Below are 18576 nucleotides of genomic sequence, written 5' to 3' on the forward strand. Positions count from 1 at the left end.
TTATCTCCTATAGACGTTGGGTTTACGAGAATTCTTCGCATCTTCCTGAGTCATCCTGTACTCAGCTTTGGCAACCACATCTGGATTGAAAGGTTGTCCTAAGATCCCTGAGAACTCTTGAGCAGTCATCTTGACCACATAGTCCGTAAAACTGTCAGGGCAGTTCTGTAAGGGTGTGGAGTACACATAATCTATGTACCCTTTATACATGGCAGGATTGTAATCCACAGTTCTGATCTGATTACCTATGTCATCAGTCCAGAGGGTGTAGTCCTCATCCATGCACTTGTTTCTTGGTTTATTAATCACGTTCAGGACACTTATGAAAGTCCCTTGAATCTCATGATCTATGGAGTAGAAAGGACTGCTTTCATTTACAGGCACCTCAAAGTCATAAACTGTATTAAACCAAAGACCCTTACTTTGCACCATCCTCGCATTCTCAATTAATAGAGAGTATGCAATCTCCTCATCTGCATTAAGTAAGGAGTTGAATATGTGACCTGAAGGGATCTTGGGTAGTCCTGAGTAAATCAAGACTCTGTTTAACAAAGTTTCTGCTTGGAAGTCATCTGCTATCTGTGGAGCAGCCATTACCTAGTCCTTTGTTGTTGGTTGCCTCCTGAGGTAACTGGGTCTTGAATAAGAGCAGCAGTTCTCAGCTTATGGCGCATCATGAATATCCCACCTCCAGGTGTGTTCCTGGCGTGTTCAGCTTCCATAGATCGGAAGGCTTCTAACTCATGAATCTCGGTGAAGACAGCAATTGCGCTGTCGCCTAAAATTTGTTGGTGTGTAATCCTTGCAGCACGTATAGTAATATAACGTCTCGCAGGTTCTGGTAGTAACTCGAAGTCTGTGGTCTCAATAATATCAAGACTCACTGAGCCACTGAATACATCGGTGTTGTTAGCAATATCATACAGGTACCCATCTCGTTCTACAACGTTACGGTTCTCGCCTGTGGCTGTGTATCCACCTGAAGATGGTCTCACTGAAATAACATTAGCTGGTATAGCAATTCTACCTGCTGAGGGAGCATAGGCAACATTGTATCTGGAGTTGAACCACCATCCCTTTTGTTCCACCTCTGTCTTAACGCTTCGGAGCGTATCCAAAGCAATAGCCGCATCTGAGTTTGTCGCTACAGCTAAAGAGTTTATGGGGATCTCCCCAATGGCCTTCAGTACTTCATTGACCGCCATTAATTCTGTTGTTTTAGTCATCCTGTCCCTTTAAGAATGAGAGGAGCCGAAGCCCCTCTCGTAGTCCATTAGTCCCTATTAAGGGATAACAATTTCAACTGCACATTCAGAACGTAATACGCCATGACCTACAGCTTGTTTCGCAACAATCAAGTCACCTTGTCTGCGTACGTCTCTATCTGATTCAACTGAGAAGTCAATCAGCTCGACGGTACCAGCAGCATCTGGAGACATAATCAATGCCTGTACTTTTGAGTAATCACCAGCGTACTTAGCATTCAATGAGTCAATATCATCAGTGAAGTTATCACCAACAGTAGTTGACGCATCGTTTTGTTGTGGTAAATGGTTAGTAACAACTAAGTTGATACCAGCAACCATAGGCAACTCAGCGCGTGAGTAGCTACCTAAGCCACCCCAATCTTGATTCAACAAGTCTTTGTTACGTACCAGCCGCATGTAATCTGCTGGAGTCAGGAAGCAGTTAAGCTCACCTGCAGAAGCAGATCGTTTCTCTAAGAAGATCTGGTGGGCAGCAAAGATTGCATCAGCTAATTGGACTGCTTTAGTTGCATCATCAGCAGCAGCATAACCTGCATCTAAAGTGATGGTAGAACCACCAGGTAAAGATGTGATAGGGTTAGCAGATCGTGCAGCATTTAAGCCTACACGTAAGACAGACTTATCTACGATACGTGCCAGGGCATCACCTAACTCGTTGGCGTAAGGAGCACGTAGCTCATAAGATGCCATCTTAGTGTGAAGATCCGACATGAATACATCGGAGATAACCAAGTCATCAATCGTGATGGTCTGTTCGCCGTGAGCGATTTCTTGACCGGTGATCTCAGCACCTGGAGTATGTCTTCGACCTACTGCCTTGCCGATAGCTGCAAAGTCTGCAGACTTACCGTGTGAAATTGAACGTATGCGGTGATACATACGCATTTGGTTTTGTTCTCTGAATGCAGTGAAGACCTCGCCTGTGAAGATTTCTTCAAACAGGACGCGCTTATCCGCTTCAGTTGTAGTTGTCAGGTTATCCGCACCTGGAAACGATACATTAGCATTAGCCATTAATTTAATTCCTTTAAATTATTTGTTTTAAAAAGTGTGCTAATCTAATATGAAACTTATTCCTTATAGGCGTTGTCCACCGCAGTGGGCACCTCGAATCTAGTCCATTTAGATTTCTATAAGGTGTAGGCATCGCTCTAACTGTTATCCTCGCAAGGGCAGTCAGATACCTACGGTATGATTAAGATCGGGCAGTCGCCATGATTCTTTGCTGAACCTCATCTCTCCAACCATCCTGGTTAGTTTTATATCGAGGATCTGCCATAGCAGTCTGTTTCTCAGCTTCTGAACTGAAAGGTCTAATTCCGTTTTGAAGGCCATTGCCTCCTTGAATTAGATTACTCTCTGATCCATTAGCTGCAACATACTTACTGTGCATTGCAAGAATAGCGTTGTCTCTGGTGAACTTATCAGTTGAACTGACAGCAGCGTCATACGCCTTTAATTCACCTTCAGACACATTGGCCTGTGCCCACTTAGCCATATTAATATATTCAGGTTCTCCACCGACTAAGGCCACGCCTTCCATCTTGGAGATTTTTGATAGAGCTTCTATACCAGCTACGTATAGGTCTAAGTTTTGTTTAGGAATACCTGCTTTCTCGAAGGTTTCCACAGTGGCCTCGCTGAACTCACCTGTTTCCGTGAACTCGTTCAGAGCACTGTCCATATTAATCAGAGGCTGATTATCAGTGTCACCTTCCTGGGACTCGTCATCATCCTTACTGAGTTCTAATGACTCTACTGAATCATTAGGTGTTTCGTCCTCAACATCACCATCGGGTTTAGTATTACCAGAACTTAGTTCTGTGATTTTTCGTTGGGATTCTGTGTAAGCCTTTTCAAGATCCTCTTGGGACTTGAACTTACCTAAGATAAGATCACCTCCATTAGTGTCTTGGTTATCAGTAGCTGCTGCTTGTTCTTGTTGAGCAGCATCGAATTCCTGCGTGTTTATTGTAGTTTCAGCCATTTCAGTTACTTCTTATCGGTGTGTTATTTTTAATTTACCTTCAACTTTCTCACCTTTATTATTCACTGAGGTGGTGTTGAATTCAGTAGATAGCTTTTCGTTCGCCTTACTCTTGTTGCTTGGGGCTTTACCGCCACCTTTAGTACCAGCGTTTCCTACTTTTGCATCTGCCATAATTAAGCTCCTTGGTTTTGATTCATCATTGCACCCACTGCCTGTTGTATGGCTCCAGGTGCGCTCTGTTCTGCTATGTTCTGTTGCATTTGTTGTTGCTGTCTTGCATCCACTTCTTCCTGTGAATATAAGAACTTCTCTACATCAACACCTGCACCATTACCTAACTCTGAAATAACTGCATCAGGTCTAATTCTCTCCATCACTGCTTCTTGTCCTAAGACTTCCATAGCTGCTCGGAGTACTGACATCAGTTTGTTTGTCTCATGAGATCTACCCAGGGCATCAAGACCTGTGGTAATCTTTAGTGAAACTTCTTTTGGTATCGGAGGTATAACTCCCATCTTTGCTAAGATCTTCAGCAATCTGTTTAGAAGAGGTCTCTGTAACTCTTGACCATAAACTGAGTAGACACCACCTAAGGCATCCTCCAGCTCCTGAGCCATGTAGCGGATCTCTTCAGCCGTAACTCTTTCTGCGTCTCTCTGAATAGATGAGTGCAGTAAGAACGCCTCAGATAGAGACTTCTCTAGTTTGTTGCTCTGTTCATAGGTGATTCTGAAGTCACCATTCTTATCCACACGGATAGTCTTGACTTCATCAGCATCACCAATCAGTACATCTCCAGACTCAGCGTTTGCTATATCATCCTTATCTAACATACTGTTAGCAGTAACTGTAAAGATAACCTTCGCCGCCTGTTTAGAGTTCAAAGACATATCAAGACATAGGCCATCGTAGATGCTGAAGTCTCCTATGTACTCCTCCATCAAACCACGTCCATAGTCCTCACCATCCACGGCTCTCCATCGAGACACTACGAATCGACTGGCTTCCTTAGGATATGTGGCTGAACTATCTTCAACCTTAATCTTGTTAAGTTCTTGATATACTTGATATTTCCCATCTTTAAGAATCTGACGTGTATAGATTTCTACAGTCTCATCAGGATCTTCAGCGAACTTCTTAAGCTCTGAAGCATTGAAGTGCTTCTCAAGTAACTCAGGATCTAAGGTTCTTGGGGATATTTCCTCTTTGATAACCAGATCAATGACAGTACCTTTTGGGTCTCGCTCTACTACATAATGTCTGAGATTGAATACTCTTATGGTTCCATCTTTATCTATGTCTAACAGTGAGTTACCTGTGATAATATCTAACAAGAACGCATTAGCCATAGAGCTTCTGAGTGTTGTTGATTCTAGGTGTCCCACTACGCCCTGCTCTACTTCAGCAAGTGCGTTGGTAATTTCTTTTGCACGTTCTTTATCCTCATCATCCTCAGGATTTAGACCTGCATCTAGTCTGAAGAAGGCTGTGTTAGGAGGGAATAATGCTAACAACATCTTTGCAGATAAGTTGTTCACACATTTGGCTCCTAAGCCTTGATTTGGAATATGAAGTGCTTGACTCTCTGTGTGAGCCATCGGGGGGAAGATTGCAGGTATAGACAGTTTAGCTGCCTGTTCTGCTCGGTGCATTATTTGAGTCTTCTTACTCTCTAATGTTTTAAATCTTTCTGCACAGGATACATCCTTATAATCCAATGGTTAAACCTCCCTGTAGTGTTCGTAGATTGCCAAGCCTACTGAATCCTCCAGAAGAACCACCGCTTCCTTGCGGTCTCCTTCCAGCAGTTGTAATTGAAGAACCTCCTCTACCAAAAGCACCATATTGGTCTCTGGATAATAAGATTCTCAAGTCGTCTGCTTTCTCTTCTTTCTGGGGTTTTGGTGTGCTAGGAATGCACATTAAGTTAAATTAGTTCTCACGTTCTAAGCTCTCCCTGAGGTGATTAATCAGCTTCCTTTGAGCTGCACGTTCTATGATTTCTTGTTGACCTTTAGTGTCCCCCATCTTCTTTAAGATAAAATGAGAGTCATGATCTGGGTAGATCGTGTCTAAAAAGTCAATTAATTCAATAGTTAAGAGAGGTATCTCTGCCATACGCTTCTCCTATTTATACCAAGGAAGCACTTTTGTCAAGATTATTAACCACCAATGAAGCATATCCAGCAATGTCATGCCAGGTGTCTTCGTTATCAGGGTTCCCACAGAGCCTACTGATCTTATGGACAATCATCTCTAGTGAAGATTTCTGATAGTCATCCATAGAATCCCAAGTGGGCATGTCACGGATGGTGTCTTTTAGACGCTGCTCAATTGATGAACGCTCTTTATACTCACCATACTCAGCACCTCTGGAGTTTAAGGTGGCTTCTATGCCTATAAGTTCCTGTTCAGAATCTGAATGTTCTAAAACTTGACTCACTTTCTCAAGGCGAGATGGAAGCAAGAAGTTACACATATCATCCCAATCCAAATCACCAATATTGTACTCTTTCTCTGGATTGTAGTTCTCAACTTTAATGCAAAGATGTGAAGGATTTAAATCTTCACCGCTATAACCAGTGAATACCACTAAGTCCCCTACCTCAAAGCAAGTACCATCCCCATCTTTAACCCTATAAACCGTTCCCCTAATTAAGGTGTCCATAATTTTACTTCTCCTGTTTTATTATTAAAATCTCCATACTGGAGAATGTAAGCCAATCGAGCCTGGTGGATCGCATCGTCTTCTGTAAGTCCTTTGGATTCATATGTAAATACAATGTCATCCCAGTGATATTTATGTGATCCTGTTTTTCTATTCAGGATTGCTGTGGCTCTCTTATCGCCGACACCTGGACACCCCTTGTATCCATCAGTAGTATCACCACATAAAATCTGATACATGAGAAACCATCTTGATTGACTGTACGAAACCTTCTTTACACCCAACTCAGGCTTATTAAACAAATACAGATTACAAGGCACAGTCTGTAGATCCTTATCAATCGTGCAGACCACATGGTTATCCTTCCATTTCGGATGGGTCGCCATGATCCCTAAGATGTCATCACCCTCAAGACCTGATTTGATCTTTACAGTGTGTCCGTGGTCTCCGTTCTCTAGGTAGTCCCTAGCCATCTGCCACAACCTAGGTTTCTCTGCTTTCCTGTTGGACTTGTAGGTTGGCTCCAGTTCTTTTCTGTAGGATCGTTCAGTGTCCGATAGGGCTATCACGACCTCTGAGGTGTTGAACTTCTCACATAACCCTTCGATAAAGGAGTCTATGTCAGGCTGCAGGTGCTCAGGTTCCGTGTAGATACTCTCATTACCATCGTCATCCCAATCAATGTTCGTCTGATTCTTGAAGGCTAATTGGTAGCAAGGGACATCAGCATCTATTAGAAGTGTGCTAGGATTCTTTGGCATCTGCTATCTCCTCTAGCCTCTCTAATATCTCATCTCTAAATGTCGCCATCTCATAAATCACAATTGTTAGGCTGTCTGCCTCATTGTTGAATTGATTTTCTAACATCTTGTCAACACACAACTTTAAGTTTGGATAGTAATAAGACCTCGAAGTAATTGTGTCCTTACCTGTCTTCTTATTAAACCCTTTGTTATGTGTTTCAATGAGATTAAAACCGCCATGCTTGTGATGCTCTATTGACCAATTGTGGTTAAGTTTAATGCTCATAATATCCTCTGTGTTTTAAGAACACCCTAGAACCATTAGCACACCCGAAGGTGACTAACAGATCTGGGCTATTAAATTTTCTTTCATAAGTTATCGTCTGGCTCATATGTGCCTCACCATACCCACAAGGATCTAACCGCATCTTTGGTGCTGGTACAGTTATCTTGTGGATGTGATAGTTCTGTAGGTATAGGGTACCTAAGAAGAAGGTGATCCATAGTGATAAGCAGTAACCTAAGAATAGCCCTAATTCACGCATATCAGTCCCTCCCAAAATAGATGTCTAATCACAGCAACTGTCCAACCATTTCCTAGCATCTTATAGCGTTGTGTATTTGAGACACCTTCTGTATAGTTATCAGGCACTGTCTGCAATCTCTCACATTCGATTGGTGTTAGCTTTCTGAACCAATCCTTAGTGACCTTACAATATGTCTGAGATGAAGCAGTTAGACAGTTAGACTTTTCTATCATCAACCTTCCACGTCTGGTCTTACTTTTAATAAAAGTTAAGTCAATACAGTCACCTTCAGTTACAGTTACATGGCCTTTTTTAGTGGCTTCAGGGATTGTCCAGACAATCTGCCTTCTACACTTTTTAATATATTGCTGAACAGTTGTTCCTTTAAAATAGTTTGCATCTAAACAATAGCTCTTGTCTCGATCCGCTTCTCCATCTTCTAAGATATCAGGTAGTTGAATACCTTGGTCAATAGGCTGTGTAACACCTTCCATATTTGTCCAGTAGTACCTGACCCTACGTTGTGCAGAGACTAACGCACTATCTATTTTGATAGGTTCTACATTAAGATACTGTGAGATAATAGAAAGATACTCTTTCTTCATTGAAACATTCTCAAGAAGAAATATTATTTTAGGATTTACCTTTTTAATGTGATTTAGAATATCTACATATACAAAGAATAGCTTTGAACGTGGATCGTTAAAAGCCAATCCTTTCCCTGCATTGCTGAATCCTTGACATGGACTACCACCAATTAAAATATCAATTGTCGACCAATTAATGTTCCACTCTCTCCAATCTGTAACATCTCCTAAGTGTTTCGTATTAGGATAGTTTTTTTTACAAATTTGAATGGCATACTTATCTATTTCAGAAGCATAGTAATTATCAACTTGTATCCCTAATTGATCGAAAGCAATCTGACCGCAGCTCATCCCATCAAACAAACTAAGAACATTCATTTTAATTTCCTAACATCTTAGACTGTGCCTGTTGCTTTGCCTGTACCAACTTCGTATAGGAACCGAATGTCCTCACACCAAACTGAGCAGTCAATGCAATCGTTACAATCACTTGGAACCAGAACGGTAACTCACCTAATAATGCAAATCCCTCACGGATGTAAGGCTGCATATAAGGTATCCCACAGGATAATATGATTATAAGTAAGACATAAAGTGTCACATCATCTTTGATGCCTGAGTTTCTAATCTGCTCAAGCTCCCAGTTGATGTGTCCCTCTAGTTTAGTCTGCTGATAATTAATCTCAGCAACTGCCTTAGCTTCCTCGACCTTGTACTTAAGGTCTAACTTCTTCATCCTCAGTTCGTGTTTACGACTGAAGTACTCCCCGATACCCTTGAAGATACCTGGGATAAAACTGATCCATTTAGCCATTATTGTGTTGCTCCATCAAATCCATTATTAAATATCTCATCGAATAGAATCTTCATTGTTTGTTCTTCATAGTTGTACTTGAAGTACGCTATGTCCTGTGTGTCTATGTTGACAACCGAGAAAGTAAGTAACAAACTCAGCAAGAAGCTCATGCGAATAACCCCACTTCATAAGTCTCAACACCTTCAATTATTTCAATAGTCATACCCTCGAAAGTAGGGTTTTCAAGGAACTCACTTGGCCTAGTAGCTGCATAGAACCTTGGAATCTCGGATTGTAAAAACCTGAACAAATCTCTTGTTATCAATAGTTTGTTAGGATACCTTCCGTATGTAGTTATAAAATCATACCTATCTTGTGTAATTACTTTTCGTAAAGAAGGCGGGTTTATTTTAAACTTTTTCATTGTTATCTCCTGTTAGTGGGTCTCAGCCCAGTTCTGTCCTACCTTGAATTCACCATCCAAAGGACATCTAAAATTAAATTGATCCGTAACCATACGAATCCCATCGACCATTGCTTGTCCTACTGTGTCCTCAAGACCTGGGCGGCACTCTACCTGCCACTCATCATGTACCCATAGCACCTGCCTGTAATCGTCACCATGATCTAAACCACTATCCTGTAGGATATTGTGATAGTTGACCATAGCTTGTTTCATTACTATGGCACCTGCAGACTGCAGTAAGAAGTTAAGCGCGGAGTGCTCAGAGCGTATATAGACCTTCCGACCATCAATTGCCTTAACATAGCCGCGTTTCTTGGCAGCTCTTGTGACTGCTTCCAATAACTTTTTGAAGGCAGGGATGGCAGATAAAAATTTCTCCCTAAGTCTCTTGCCTTCAGCAGCTCCTTTACCAGTAATTGATCCTAACTTGGGATTCCCTGCTCCATATAGAAAGGCATAGATGAATGTTTTTGCCTGATCTCTTGTAGGAAGTTCAGCAGCTTCTTGGTTCGTTGTGTGTATGTCTCCATGTAGAATCTCCTTAATGTAGGCACCTAAATCCCACTTAGCCATATAGTGCCCTAAGCACCTGAGTTCTAATCCAGAAGCATCAGCACCTATAAGACTCCAGCCAGGAGTTGCAGTGAATAGCTCTCTACATTCCTCACCATATTCAGCTCTTACTGCAGGTACCTGTCCAAGATTAGGACTGTTGTGAGTACAACGTGCAGTACCAGTACCATTGGTATCTATCTTCGCGTAGATCCTTGAGTCCTTCTTAACTAGCTTAAGCCACGCACCACGCCCTTCAGCCAACTGTGAGATCCTTTTGTTCACCATAAGGTATTCGTTTAACAGCTTGGCTTCTGGGTACCTGAGTTTCGATAAGACTCCCTCATCAACCTGGGGCTTCCCTCCATCTGTAAAAACCTTTGGCTTCCAACCACGTTTCTTCTGTAAACATCGGGCGATATGATCCCTACTGTTGGGATTGAACTCTACCAGTTTAACTTTGGAGAGGGGGCAACCTTCCAGATACCCTTGAGTCTTGTTGTTACGCTTAGGAGTAAACTCCTTCTCACGCACATACCAAGAACCAAAGATAGATACAAGTTCCTCATGAAGAACATTCCTCCTAGCAGATAATTTGTTATAAAGTTCAAAGGCTTTCTCTTCATCGAAGTGGACTCCGAACTTCTCTTGGGCATCGCAGATCTCTCGGGACTTAGTTTCTAAATGAATTGCTAAGGGAGTGAGATCCTTTAGTTTCTTCTGAATCCTTTTGTACAACTCATAGTTCAGTTGAACATCAACTTTACAGTAGTCGTGCATGTCCTCATTCCACTCAGCCCAAGGGTCTATGCCTTTCGCCTTACAGTCCTTAGAGTAGTCACCTTTATGAAACCCTAAGCGGTGTCCCCAAGCCTCAAGACTGTGACGACCTATAAGAAACCCAGGGAACTTAGGGTTCTTCTTACGAAACTTAAAGTCTCTCTCTTTTAGGTCTGACCATATCATCTTAGAGAACATTAAGGTATCAGTGACCTTACAACCATCCTTTAACTTAAAGTCTGGATAGACCTTCTCAATTGCTGGAATATCAAAGCCCTTTATGAAATGACCAATGACCTCATCAGCATCTGCTAAGACCTTAAGAGCCTCTTCGATCTCATGAGGTTTATAACCTTTCAGAGTATCCTCTTGGATATTGTAAATCCAAATACAATGAACTCTATCCAGCTTATGTAGGAAGCCGTTCGTTTCTATATCAAATACTAGCTGGATCATGTTGTTCTCCTAATCTATGTAAAGAGCTAAATCAGAATCATCAGTTATTAAGAACTGATGTAGTTCTGTGAACATCTGTAGGTAAAAATCCTGACTAGGTTTATAGCCATAAGAAATATACTTACTCATTCTTTTCAAACTCGCTACTGGATATGTAATTTTATTAATCTTTAGTTCTTTCTGTGTCACATCTTGTGCTGCGTCTTGATTCCATATAGAGGAGCAATCAGAATGTAAAAAGGCAAACTGACAGAGAGTGAAATCAAAACTTTGAAATAAATCAGACACATCTGAGTAGTTTCTTTTGGATATCAATTGAATCTTCAGGCCACTCTCAGTTCTAAAAGAGTAAAGAAGACCTTCTGGACACTGAAAAACTAACTCAGCATTAGCTTTTAACGCAGATATAGCCATCTCTTTTCTCTCTTTAAAGTCGCTGCATCCTACTAGAAAAACATCAACATCATTAACCTCTTCTTTTGTATGAACTGATCGGGCAGCACCTCCTGCTATAACTGCTTCTGGGATATTCCTTAAAATATTCCCCACTGTAAGCACCTCTTCTGGCGCAAAATACGCTTTCTGTGTAACAAGTTTCATTTTTGTTCTCCTATAAATCTGGGTCGTCTTCGTGGTATGTATATGAGGTGTCATAGATTGAGCAGGTTATCTCCTCAAGCAGCTCAATCAAACCTTCAGTCTGGTCAAGTAACTCCTCAGTCTCCTCAGCTGTTAAGCCTTCACAACTAACACAGTGCATCTGACTCTCACCTTCCTCATACTCAGCAGGTTCCCAGTGGGTACTCAGAGAGCTATGAAGGATCGGCGTGGTCACATCAATTGTGAAGTACCCGTAGTCTGAAGTGACATAGTGCTTCTCTTCATGACTCTCTGGTTCTGTGTTGAGTGGCATGGTTACTCCTGCAGGAAGGTTACTGAAGATCCTGGGGGTAATATTTCCCAGTTTCTTGAGTCTTCCCCAAAATCCAGAAAATTACTAAAATAACCTATCTCACCATATCCTTGAGAATCATATAGTAAAACCCCTTGAGTCCCTGATACAACTAACCAAACTTGATTTCCGTTAAACTTTGCTAATAAGGGATAGATATTATCTTCTACCCTCACACCTTCTTCTACATGTAGATCTATGTCCATCTTTAACTCCTAAAATAATTCATCTGGATCAACATCATCATAGTCCTCATGGAACTCCACCATTCTTCCAGTGTCGTGATCGTACCTAAGCTGCACAGTGAGACCAGTGGCCTCTCCTAACTCTCGGTCTTTCAAACACCTAACAGTGGTGATGTCCTTACGATCTGAATCTTGTTGATTTCTTTCTAATGCAAAGGCATTGTGTGCCCATGCTCCAATACTTCTGCTGCCTTTAAACTCTCGCAGCTTTACTCTGGCTCCTTCTTCATGTGAGCCTTTCTCTGGGGTGGCTAAATGTGAGACCACTGTGAGCATAATAGGAAGCTCAAGAACCAGTGAGGCCACATCACGTGTCACTCTGTCCATGAAGTCCAGATTGGACTCACCTGAATGACCTTTAAGACCTGTGAGATTATCCAAATAGATACTCGTACACCCACAGCCTACAGCCAGATAGCGGATCATGCGTTGCACATTATCCCAATCAGCACTGCCTTTTGAATCATAGACAAATAGGTTCTCTTTATTCATACGACCTAAGACACCTTGCAGATCCTTAGCATCCCAAGACCCATCAGAGGGCTTGTGGAACTTCTTGTTTCCTAATGTACCTGCAAGTCTCTGAAAGAACTTCTTTGGTGTCTGCTCTAAAGGAATGATACCTGTCTTCATGCCTAACTCATGAGCATCATGGTTCAACATCTCAAGAACAAAGGTGGTCTTACCAATACCAGTACCTGCACCAATGTAGTAGGATTCATTCAACCTACGTCCACATGTGATGTCAGTCAGACTCTGCCAAGGCCAAGAGAATCCCATCTCCACTGGAGTCAATACGTCCTCTATAACATCATCAAGAGTCACAACACCATCAGGTCTGTACTCTTTAGCGTCCCATATAACCTTCTGGAGCTGAGTACCTGCACCATCTTTAAGCATCTCATTGGCATCTTTGTAGTCCCCAGGGAACTGTACGATACTTGCTTTACCTGGTGGGAGTACATTAGCTGCCTCAAGTGCTGCCTTCTGTCCTGGCTCATCATTATCAAAACAGATAACAACTTCCTCAAAACCACAGAGATACTCTATGTTCTCTTTGAATGCTTTCTCTGCTGAGGATGCGCCGTTGGTTAAAGACACTACAGGCCATTTGTCTCCTTGGACTGCTGAGACTGATAAGGCATCCAGTTCCCCCTCTGTCACTACTACCTTACGTCCTGAGTTCTTCCAGAGCCACATGCCATAGAGGAGAGGGCACTTACCTAAGGATTTGAAGTCTTTATTCTTGAACCTTAGCTTCTGCCCTACCAGCTTACCGCCATCAAAGAAGTTAGCAACATGCACACGCTCATCATTAAACTCCCCAGTCTTATAGCTCCAGTGTTGAAAGGTGCTTGGTCTGATACCTCGCAGCGTTCTCTCAATATTCTCAGCCTGTATGGGTTTAAAAGATTTCTTAGTCTTAGTAGTCGTCACTGGTTCATCTCCTTCAGCTGGTACATAGGCTTCACATGAGAAGCAATACTGGTGCCCATCATCAAACAAAGAATTGGCATCTGAAGATCCGCAGGAATCACAAGATACATGCCTTAAGAATCGAGAATCTTCTGACATTCTATGAGCTTCCTATAAATTTCTTCTGTCTCTGCGATCATGTTATTCATAGACTGTATGATTCCTTCGTAGTCTGGAGGTGTTCCTTGGTAGGCTGCTTTTATGAAGTTCTCTGCAGACCATCCATTGTGGTCATCTTCGTCATCTATCATCTCTAATGAACCATCACCACTATCATATATAACTGCTGTTACTTGATAATTTTTACCTTCAGTAAAGCACCCATCACAAGAAGATTTCAAACATGTAACCCAATCACCTACTTTAATTTCTCTTTGAGAACTCATACATCTGACTCCTGTTGACTTCTTGTTTCTTAAATTTCCTCTTAGGTGCTGCATACTTCTTAACGAACTGTCTAGGTGACTTGTCCTTCTGGACATTCCACATAGTCTTTCGGTGTATCAGACCTGCTGAAGATTTTTTTAGATCAGGAGACGCTTCTATGAACGCCTCCCTCATGTTGGTGGATAACTTAACTTGCGATCCTTTTCTCGTCATCTAATGCTTCCTCCTGATTAATTGAGTACCTCATGTACCTCTTACCTGTCACGTCTGTCTTCCATTCCTTAGTGAACTCATAGCCATGAATAAGACGTAGTTCACTGATTCTCTTAGCTAGACAATCAATCCTGTGAAGAGCTGTAGCTTCTAGCTGAGAGATAGATCCTTGGCACTTTAAGTGGTCTAAGATCTGTCGGTGTTGTGGGGATAGTTTAGGAGTGTTGGTGAAAGGCTTGTCTTTGAACTTACCACTCATAGCTCTATCAGATCTGGTTGGTTGTTTAAAATCTTACAGGCACGTTCGGATGTTTCCTTATCTTTAAAATAAACTGTAGTAGGCCTAAAATCACGGTAGGAAGCAACAACCCATTCTCTAGCGGTTTTATGATACTCTATGTAGAAAAGGTCTCCAGCCGCTAATAAATCCGGCTCCCAATCACCATTAAGATCTGCTGCGATCTGCGAGAGAACCATTATGTTCCTCAGGTTCTTAGCGGCTATCTCTGCGGACTTCTCAGTTGGGAAGTGTCTGCAGGAGGTATTTGAATACCTTTCATCGAGGTCTGCATTTACAACAAAATTAATTTTATTAAAAAGGTCTAGGTAATACCTCCCCTCCTTAGGCTCCCACTGCTCTCCCTTCTTCAACTGCTCCTCAGCAGCCTCTAGTCTACGTTGGGCTTCTTCTAAACTCTCACGAGCTGCTTGTACTTCTTGCTGTGCTGTTTGTGTCATTTTGTTTTCTCCAAAAATTAAGGCTATTTGCTGATCCCCTGAGACATCCTTTAGTCTCCAAGTAAGACCTTGTGGTAATTTATATAGCTCAAAAGTAATGTACTCCCAACCTGTGTCTTCAGTGAGGATTGGAAATTCAAAATATCTACCATTGAAAAAGTGAGGGTCTGGAAGTCTTCTTATTAAATTAATGTAATCCACATCTTTAGGTAACGTCATATAGCCTCCGTTTTGTTATTTATTCACTCGTCTCCACCAAGACTTCACATCGAAACATGGGCACTCCTTGGAATCATCAAGATCCCTGTGTCCTACTATTCGAGCCTCAGGATGTTGATGGTTCAAGGCAGTCAGTAAGGTCTTCAACGTAGTCTTCTGAGCTTTGGTAAAGTTATTCTTAGCCTTACCTTTCTCATCGACTCCTCCAACCATGCAGATACCTTGTGATACATTGTTGAATCCTCGGACATGAGCACCAACTGTATTGGCTGCACGTCCTGTTTCGAGAGTGCCATCTCTGCGGATGACGTAGTGATATCCAATGGCTAACCAGGACTTAGCCCTGTGCCATTCATCTATTTCTGCTGCACCTATATCCATGTCTGGAGGCGTAGCAGCGCAGTGGACTACTAGGTAATCCACCGATGTTACTTTTTTAAATGCCATTAAGTGTTAGTGAATGGTTGCGTCCTTTGGTGGCGAAAGTGATTGCACATATTCACCTCTAATATAAACTAATGCTTCAATCACTTTGTTTAAATCCTCATAACAAAAAGCAACTTCCTCTAAGTCTCCTCTATAATCTTGTGATAGAAGAATTTGTTTCGCAGCATCATCTACAGCAATCATATTGCTAAAACCGTTTTCATCTGTAAAGGTTGTAATAGGTTCCTCCCCTACAAGAAATGCGCGTCCTTCCATGCCCATTAGGATTTGTGACTCAGCTAATTTTCTACACTTATCATTCATAATATTTTCTCATTCATTTTATAAAATTCAATGTTCGTACCTGGCTCTTCTCCAGTACGTGCGTACCTCTTCCAGCTCATACCTGTGACCACCTGCTTATCATCCTGCCAGTACCCATTAAGGGATGTGACAGCGTCATAGGCAGACTTATCAAAGTTATCGAGGTCAGGGGCTGGATAAGGATTACTTGGCTTCTTAGGGCGGTGTAAGACATGCTCTACCAATACCAATAGAGGATCTTCTAGTCTTAATTGCCCACAAGGACACGCATCAAGTGCTGCGGCCTTCCAAGTTGTGTATTTCTTAGGGTAGTACACGCCCCATCTAGTTACTCTAGGTCTGGGACATGATACTGGGTTTAGGGGTATTGTGAGATTTCCAACGTGTTCTGCGTCTTGTAGAATCTGGATGAATATGTCACGGAGGATCAATCAAGATGCCCAATCGTCATCATCGTCATCAGTCATCAGCTTCACGGTCAGCCAGACCATGCAGAACAGTACTGAGCAGAAGAATATTAGGTTACTCATCAGGATTATCCACAATCTCTAAAGTACTTAGGATACCCTTCACATTCTCAAAGTCTTCAGGTGACATTCTGATAGTCACTTTCTCTTTTAACGACTCCTGTTGTGCTATAATCGCGTAGAATTCATTCACAGTAATACATTCTGATTCATGCGCCACATAAGTGTGCTCTCCTAAGTTAAAAGAGTCGTTCCAGCCGTGTTCTCCTACTCTTAAATAAGCAACATTACCGGTATCTTCTTTATAAAGATGGGTGTAGTCGATATGACTTAATTTGTATATTTTCTGAATTACTACCTTTAGTATTTCATTCGGTAGTTTATCTACATTAATAATTAAGTTTTTATAAACATTATCCATCAGAAGTCCTCTTCTTCATCATCAGTACCCTCAGAATCTGCTTGATCCTCAGCGACTGAATCGTCATACTCGTATCCATCTTCTTCATCGAAGTCATTCTCATTACCGCCTGAGTTACCGCCTAACGTGATTACCTGAACTGCGTTCATATAAAGTGGAACACCTACTAACTTACTGCTTCCCATTGCATAGACTTTTCCAAACCCATAGGCAATCTTAATCTCTGCACCGCCATAGACATCTGGAACCTTCTTCATCTTGGTTTTACCTGAGTCCACAAAAGTAGCTAAACCTTTCTTAACTGACCTTGTAAATTTACAAAGTAACATACCTGTCTCATCGCCTTGATCATCCAGCTCTTCAGTGAAAGGATCTTTACGTTCCCATTTAGATTGAATTTTGTGCTTCTTAGGGTCTGATTTTTTCAGATCTTCAAGGTAAGCATCAACATCTGTACTAATAGATTCACGTAAGAACTCAATGAACTCTGCATGGTCTGGAAGGCTTGGATCAAACCTTAGCTTACCTTCGTACTTACCTGTCTTTTTACCGTCAAACTCCCCTTCATTTGTTAGAGATTTACCCCAGGTTACAACCGCCTTAGGAGTTACTAACTTTGCTTTCTTCTTAGTTGTCATATTATTTATCTTCCATTAAAAATTCTTGTAGATAATCTACGTTTATATTATTTTCTGTCATCTGAATGTACACATCAGAGGCCACAGGATTTCCCTGTGACCATGCTGATTCATGTGCGTCTATGACCATGAGTTTCTGGGACTCCTTTAATGAACCCCAGTACTTGATGAACCTACGCTGAGTAGCAGTAGGATTAGGTGCTTCTAAGGTTGCCATCATACACGGCAGTCCTCTGGTTCTAGTCTGAAGAACTCTTTGAAGGATAAAGAAGGGAAGGAGCTATAAAGTCCACTACCCAAATTACTAATAAATTCACCATCATCAGTAGCTACGGTAAAATCAATAGAATGTCCCTCTTTTCCCCATTGTTTATAACCTAAGTAATGTAGGTGCTTTTTAACTTGTCTATACAAATCAGTATCTACTTCTAGGTCAGCGTATTTCAGTGAGAATCGTCTATTAGGTTTGACTAGATTCTTTTCAGGTAATAGGGGTGTCAGTGAGAAGTCTTGCAGTCTGCCGCCCTGCGAAGCTACTATGGGTTCTCCATCACCATCCTCCACAAAAATAAACATATCACCAGCGTCATGGAATCCTACCTCTATAATCTCATAACCCTTTCCATAGGTGTACCAGGGAGGTGTGTCCTCCTTATTGTTGAAGTAGACTGTAGCACCTTCAACGAACCCTTTGAATCGTTCAGGCACTACAAATTCTGGAGGTGTTAGTGAGAAGTGTTCTAACCTATTACCAAGATCTAATGTAATAGCATCGCCTTCGTCATCTATAATCCTAACCGAAAACTTAGAACAGAATTTATAGAGAGGAGGTACTTCAAAGATTTCATACTCTTTACCTTTAGTCCACCATTCCCCATCGCTCTGCGCGTAGATCTTAGTCCCCACTACCCAGTCTTCATAACCTGGAGGATGTTCTACGGCTCTTTTAAGACTGAAGAACTCTCTAAGGGTTAAAGTAATTCTAGGTTCTAAATAATTTGAAGTGAGGATCAGATTTTCACCTTTATCATAGCCAATGACTAAGTGACTATTACAATGCTCTCCTATGGTGGAGAAGTCTGCCAAACCTGATACCTTAGGAACCCCTAACTCTTCAGCCTTCTCTATTACTCTGTTGTAGGTATCTTCATCTAAACCCCACACCTTTACTAAAACTTCATCTGTATTTTTATTAAATTGCATTTGTTTCTCCTATATTCTATGATGCACTTTTGTT

General features: G+C 41.7%; 28 protein-coding genes. All 28 read right to left on the minus strand.

Annotated features, from left to right (window positions below; all coding sequences use genetic code 11):
• Positions 1-594 carry a hypothetical protein gene (locus QNI24_RS05205; protein ID WP_283708540.1) on the minus strand — a complete coding sequence of 198 codons (594 nt, stop codon included), beginning with the start codon at positions 592-594 and terminating at the stop codon, positions 1-3.
• Entirely contained in the window at positions 594-1226 is a 633-nt protein-coding gene (locus tag QNI24_RS05210; protein WP_283708541.1) for a hypothetical protein, read from the minus strand. The genes QNI24_RS05205 and QNI24_RS05210 overlap by 1 nt, the downstream gene beginning before the upstream one ends.
• Before the next feature lie 57 nt (positions 1227-1283).
• A complete protein-coding gene (locus QNI24_RS05215; protein ID WP_283708542.1) occupies positions 1284-2282 on the minus strand; it encodes a major capsid protein in 999 nt (332 codons plus the stop codon).
• Positions 2283-2463: 181 nt separating this feature from the next.
• Positions 2464-3255: a capsid assembly protein gene (locus QNI24_RS05220; RefSeq protein ID WP_283708543.1), complete on the minus strand. Its 792-nt coding sequence runs from the start codon at positions 3253-3255 to the stop codon at positions 2464-2466.
• A gap of 12 nt (positions 3256-3267) precedes the next feature.
• The gene (locus QNI24_RS05225; protein WP_283708544.1) at positions 3268-3429 is read right to left on the minus strand and encodes a hypothetical protein; all 162 of its coding nucleotides are present in this window, start codon (positions 3427-3429) and stop codon (positions 3268-3270) included.
• A 2-nt stretch (positions 3430-3431) separates the two neighbouring features.
• Positions 3432-4976, minus strand: coding sequence for a portal protein (locus QNI24_RS05230; protein ID WP_283708545.1), 1545 nt, complete (start codon positions 4974-4976; stop codon positions 3432-3434).
• 214 nt (positions 4977-5190) lie between these two features.
• Positions 5191-5376, minus strand: a complete 186-nt coding sequence (locus QNI24_RS05235; protein WP_283708546.1) for a hypothetical protein — start codon at positions 5374-5376, stop codon at positions 5191-5193.
• A gap of 13 nt (positions 5377-5389) precedes the next feature.
• Positions 5390-5926, minus strand: coding sequence for a DUF6378 domain-containing protein (locus QNI24_RS05240; RefSeq protein ID WP_283708547.1), 537 nt, complete (start codon positions 5924-5926; stop codon positions 5390-5392).
• Complete coding sequence (locus tag QNI24_RS05245; RefSeq protein WP_283708548.1) at positions 5914-6687, minus strand: hypothetical protein; 774 nt, start codon at positions 6685-6687, stop codon at positions 5914-5916. Before QNI24_RS05245 ends, QNI24_RS05240 begins: the two co-directional genes overlap by 13 nt.
• Entirely contained in the window at positions 6671-6955 is a 285-nt protein-coding gene (locus QNI24_RS05250; protein ID WP_283708549.1) for a hypothetical protein, read from the minus strand. Before QNI24_RS05250 ends, QNI24_RS05245 begins: the two co-directional genes overlap by 17 nt.
• A gap of 246 nt (positions 6956-7201) precedes the next feature.
• Positions 7202-8161 carry a DNA cytosine methyltransferase gene (locus tag QNI24_RS05255; RefSeq protein ID WP_283708550.1) on the minus strand — a complete coding sequence of 320 codons (960 nt, stop codon included), beginning with the start codon at positions 8159-8161 and terminating at the stop codon, positions 7202-7204.
• A 1-nt stretch (position 8162) separates the two neighbouring features.
• Positions 8163-8597 (minus strand): hypothetical protein, encoded by a 435-nt coding sequence (locus QNI24_RS05260; RefSeq protein ID WP_283708551.1) that lies wholly within the window; start codon positions 8595-8597, stop codon positions 8163-8165.
• Positions 8598-8745: 148 nt separating this feature from the next.
• Positions 8746-9003, minus strand: coding sequence for a hypothetical protein (locus tag QNI24_RS05265; RefSeq protein WP_283708552.1), 258 nt, complete (start codon positions 9001-9003; stop codon positions 8746-8748).
• A 12-nt stretch (positions 9004-9015) separates the two neighbouring features.
• Positions 9016-10833, minus strand: coding sequence for a DNA polymerase (locus QNI24_RS05270; RefSeq protein WP_283708553.1), 1818 nt, complete (start codon positions 10831-10833; stop codon positions 9016-9018).
• A gap of 9 nt (positions 10834-10842) precedes the next feature.
• Positions 10843-11433 (minus strand): Gabija anti-defense Gad2 family protein, encoded by a 591-nt coding sequence (locus QNI24_RS05275; RefSeq protein ID WP_283708554.1) that lies wholly within the window; start codon positions 11431-11433, stop codon positions 10843-10845.
• Between the two features lie 10 nt (positions 11434-11443).
• On the minus strand, positions 11444-11746 hold the full coding sequence (locus tag QNI24_RS05280; RefSeq protein WP_283708555.1) for a hypothetical protein: 303 nt from the start codon (positions 11744-11746) through the stop codon (positions 11444-11446).
• Between the two features lie 2 nt (positions 11747-11748).
• Positions 11749-11991, minus strand: coding sequence for a hypothetical protein (locus QNI24_RS05285; protein WP_283708556.1), 243 nt, complete (start codon positions 11989-11991; stop codon positions 11749-11751).
• Positions 11992-12000: 9 nt separating this feature from the next.
• Entirely contained in the window at positions 12001-13605 is a 1605-nt protein-coding gene (locus QNI24_RS05290; RefSeq protein WP_283708557.1) for a toprim domain-containing protein, read from the minus strand.
• Positions 13581-13892 (minus strand): hypothetical protein, encoded by a 312-nt coding sequence (locus QNI24_RS05295; RefSeq protein ID WP_283708558.1) that lies wholly within the window; start codon positions 13890-13892, stop codon positions 13581-13583. The genes QNI24_RS05290 and QNI24_RS05295 overlap by 25 nt, the downstream gene beginning before the upstream one ends.
• A 188-nt stretch (positions 13893-14080) precedes the next feature.
• On the minus strand, positions 14081-14365 hold the full coding sequence (locus QNI24_RS15455) for a helix-turn-helix domain-containing protein (RefSeq protein ID WP_430539202.1): 285 nt from the start codon (positions 14363-14365) through the stop codon (positions 14081-14083).
• On the minus strand, positions 14362-15063 hold the full coding sequence (locus QNI24_RS05300; RefSeq protein WP_283708559.1) for a hypothetical protein: 702 nt from the start codon (positions 15061-15063) through the stop codon (positions 14362-14364). Before QNI24_RS05300 ends, QNI24_RS15455 begins: the two co-directional genes overlap by 4 nt.
• 15 nt (positions 15064-15078) lie before the next feature.
• The gene (locus QNI24_RS05305; protein ID WP_283708560.1) at positions 15079-15510 is read right to left on the minus strand and encodes an N-acetylmuramoyl-L-alanine amidase; all 432 of its coding nucleotides are present in this window, start codon (positions 15508-15510) and stop codon (positions 15079-15081) included.
• A 6-nt stretch (positions 15511-15516) separates the two neighbouring features.
• On the minus strand, positions 15517-15813 hold the full coding sequence (locus QNI24_RS05310) for a hypothetical protein (protein ID WP_283708561.1): 297 nt from the start codon (positions 15811-15813) through the stop codon (positions 15517-15519).
• Positions 15810-16244: a RusA family crossover junction endodeoxyribonuclease gene (locus QNI24_RS15460; protein ID WP_430539203.1), complete on the minus strand. Its 435-nt coding sequence runs from the start codon at positions 16242-16244 to the stop codon at positions 15810-15812. The genes QNI24_RS05310 and QNI24_RS15460 overlap by 4 nt, the downstream gene beginning before the upstream one ends.
• A 91-nt stretch (positions 16245-16335) precedes the next feature.
• On the minus strand, positions 16336-16701 hold the full coding sequence (locus tag QNI24_RS05315; RefSeq protein ID WP_283708562.1) for a hypothetical protein: 366 nt from the start codon (positions 16699-16701) through the stop codon (positions 16336-16338).
• Positions 16701-17339, minus strand: a complete 639-nt coding sequence (locus QNI24_RS05320; RefSeq protein WP_283708563.1) for a hypothetical protein — start codon at positions 17337-17339, stop codon at positions 16701-16703. Before QNI24_RS05320 ends, QNI24_RS05315 begins: the two co-directional genes overlap by 1 nt.
• A 1-nt stretch (position 17340) precedes the next feature.
• Positions 17341-17559, minus strand: a complete 219-nt coding sequence (locus QNI24_RS05325; RefSeq protein WP_283708564.1) for a hypothetical protein — start codon at positions 17557-17559, stop codon at positions 17341-17343.
• On the minus strand, positions 17556-18542 hold the full coding sequence (locus QNI24_RS05330; protein ID WP_283708565.1) for a hypothetical protein: 987 nt from the start codon (positions 18540-18542) through the stop codon (positions 17556-17558). The genes QNI24_RS05325 and QNI24_RS05330 overlap by 4 nt, the downstream gene beginning before the upstream one ends.
• Positions 18543-18576 lie beyond the last annotated feature (34 nt).

Origin of the sequence: Marinicella marina (assembly GCF_030065545.1) — a bacterium.
Classification (GTDB): Bacteria; Pseudomonadota; Gammaproteobacteria; order Xanthomonadales; family Marinicellaceae; genus Marinicella; species Marinicella marina.

Coding starts and splice junctions, on each gene's coding strand:
- QNI24_RS05265 (WP_283708552.1), bottom strand. CDS start 9,003: ATGAAAAAGTTTAAAATAAACCCGCCTTCTTTACGAAAAGTAATTACA.
- QNI24_RS05310 (WP_283708561.1), bottom strand. CDS start 15,813: ATGAATGATAAGTGTAGAAAATTAGCTGAGTCACAAATCCTAATGGGC.
- QNI24_RS05255 (WP_283708550.1), bottom strand. CDS start 8,161: ATGAATGTTCTTAGTTTGTTTGATGGGATGAGCTGCGGTCAGATTGCT.
- QNI24_RS05285 (WP_283708556.1), bottom strand. CDS start 11,991: ATGGACATAGATCTACATGTAGAAGAAGGTGTGAGGGTAGAAGATAAT.
- QNI24_RS05305 (WP_283708560.1), bottom strand. CDS start 15,510: ATGGCATTTAAAAAAGTAACATCGGTGGATTACCTAGTAGTCCACTGC.
- QNI24_RS05270 (WP_283708553.1), bottom strand. CDS start 10,833: ATGATCCAGCTAGTATTTGATATAGAAACGAACGGCTTCCTACATAAG.
- QNI24_RS05215 (WP_283708542.1), bottom strand. CDS start 2,282: ATGGCTAATGCTAATGTATCGTTTCCAGGTGCGGATAACCTGACAACT.
- QNI24_RS05205 (WP_283708540.1), bottom strand. CDS start 594: ATGGCTGCTCCACAGATAGCAGATGACTTCCAAGCAGAAACTTTGTTA.
- QNI24_RS05320 (WP_283708563.1), bottom strand. CDS start 17,339: ATGACAACTAAGAAGAAAGCAAAGTTAGTAACTCCTAAGGCGGTTGTA.
- QNI24_RS05210 (WP_283708541.1), bottom strand. CDS start 1,226: ATGACTAAAACAACAGAATTAATGGCGGTCAATGAAGTACTGAAGGCC.
- QNI24_RS05300 (WP_283708559.1), bottom strand. CDS start 15,063: ATGACGTTACCTAAAGATGTGGATTACATTAATTTAATAAGAAGACTT.
- QNI24_RS05260 (WP_283708551.1), bottom strand. CDS start 8,597: ATGGCTAAATGGATCAGTTTTATCCCAGGTATCTTCAAGGGTATCGGG.
- QNI24_RS05295 (WP_283708558.1), bottom strand. CDS start 13,892: ATGAGTTCTCAAAGAGAAATTAAAGTAGGTGATTGGGTTACATGTTTG.
- QNI24_RS05315 (WP_283708562.1), bottom strand. CDS start 16,701: ATGGATAATGTTTATAAAAACTTAATTATTAATGTAGATAAACTACCG.
- QNI24_RS05245 (WP_283708548.1), bottom strand. CDS start 6,687: ATGCCAAAGAATCCTAGCACACTTCTAATAGATGCTGATGTCCCTTGC.
- QNI24_RS05240 (WP_283708547.1), bottom strand. CDS start 5,926: ATGGACACCTTAATTAGGGGAACGGTTTATAGGGTTAAAGATGGGGAT.
- QNI24_RS05325 (WP_283708564.1), bottom strand. CDS start 17,559: ATGATGGCAACCTTAGAAGCACCTAATCCTACTGCTACTCAGCGTAGG.
- QNI24_RS05275 (WP_283708554.1), bottom strand. CDS start 11,433: ATGAAACTTGTTACACAGAAAGCGTATTTTGCGCCAGAAGAGGTGCTT.
- QNI24_RS15455 (WP_430539202.1), bottom strand. CDS start 14,365: ATGAGTGGTAAGTTCAAAGACAAGCCTTTCACCAACACTCCTAAACTA.
- QNI24_RS05250 (WP_283708549.1), bottom strand. CDS start 6,955: ATGAGCATTAAACTTAACCACAATTGGTCAATAGAGCATCACAAGCAT.
- QNI24_RS05235 (WP_283708546.1), bottom strand. CDS start 5,376: ATGGCAGAGATACCTCTCTTAACTATTGAATTAATTGACTTTTTAGAC.
- QNI24_RS05330 (WP_283708565.1), bottom strand. CDS start 18,542: ATGCAATTTAATAAAAATACAGATGAAGTTTTAGTAAAGGTGTGGGGT.
- QNI24_RS05220 (WP_283708543.1), bottom strand. CDS start 3,255: ATGGCTGAAACTACAATAAACACGCAGGAATTCGATGCTGCTCAACAA.
- QNI24_RS05225 (WP_283708544.1), bottom strand. CDS start 3,429: ATGGCAGATGCAAAAGTAGGAAACGCTGGTACTAAAGGTGGCGGTAAA.
- QNI24_RS05280 (WP_283708555.1), bottom strand. CDS start 11,746: ATGCCACTCAACACAGAACCAGAGAGTCATGAAGAGAAGCACTATGTC.
- QNI24_RS05290 (WP_283708557.1), bottom strand. CDS start 13,605: ATGTCAGAAGATTCTCGATTCTTAAGGCATGTATCTTGTGATTCCTGC.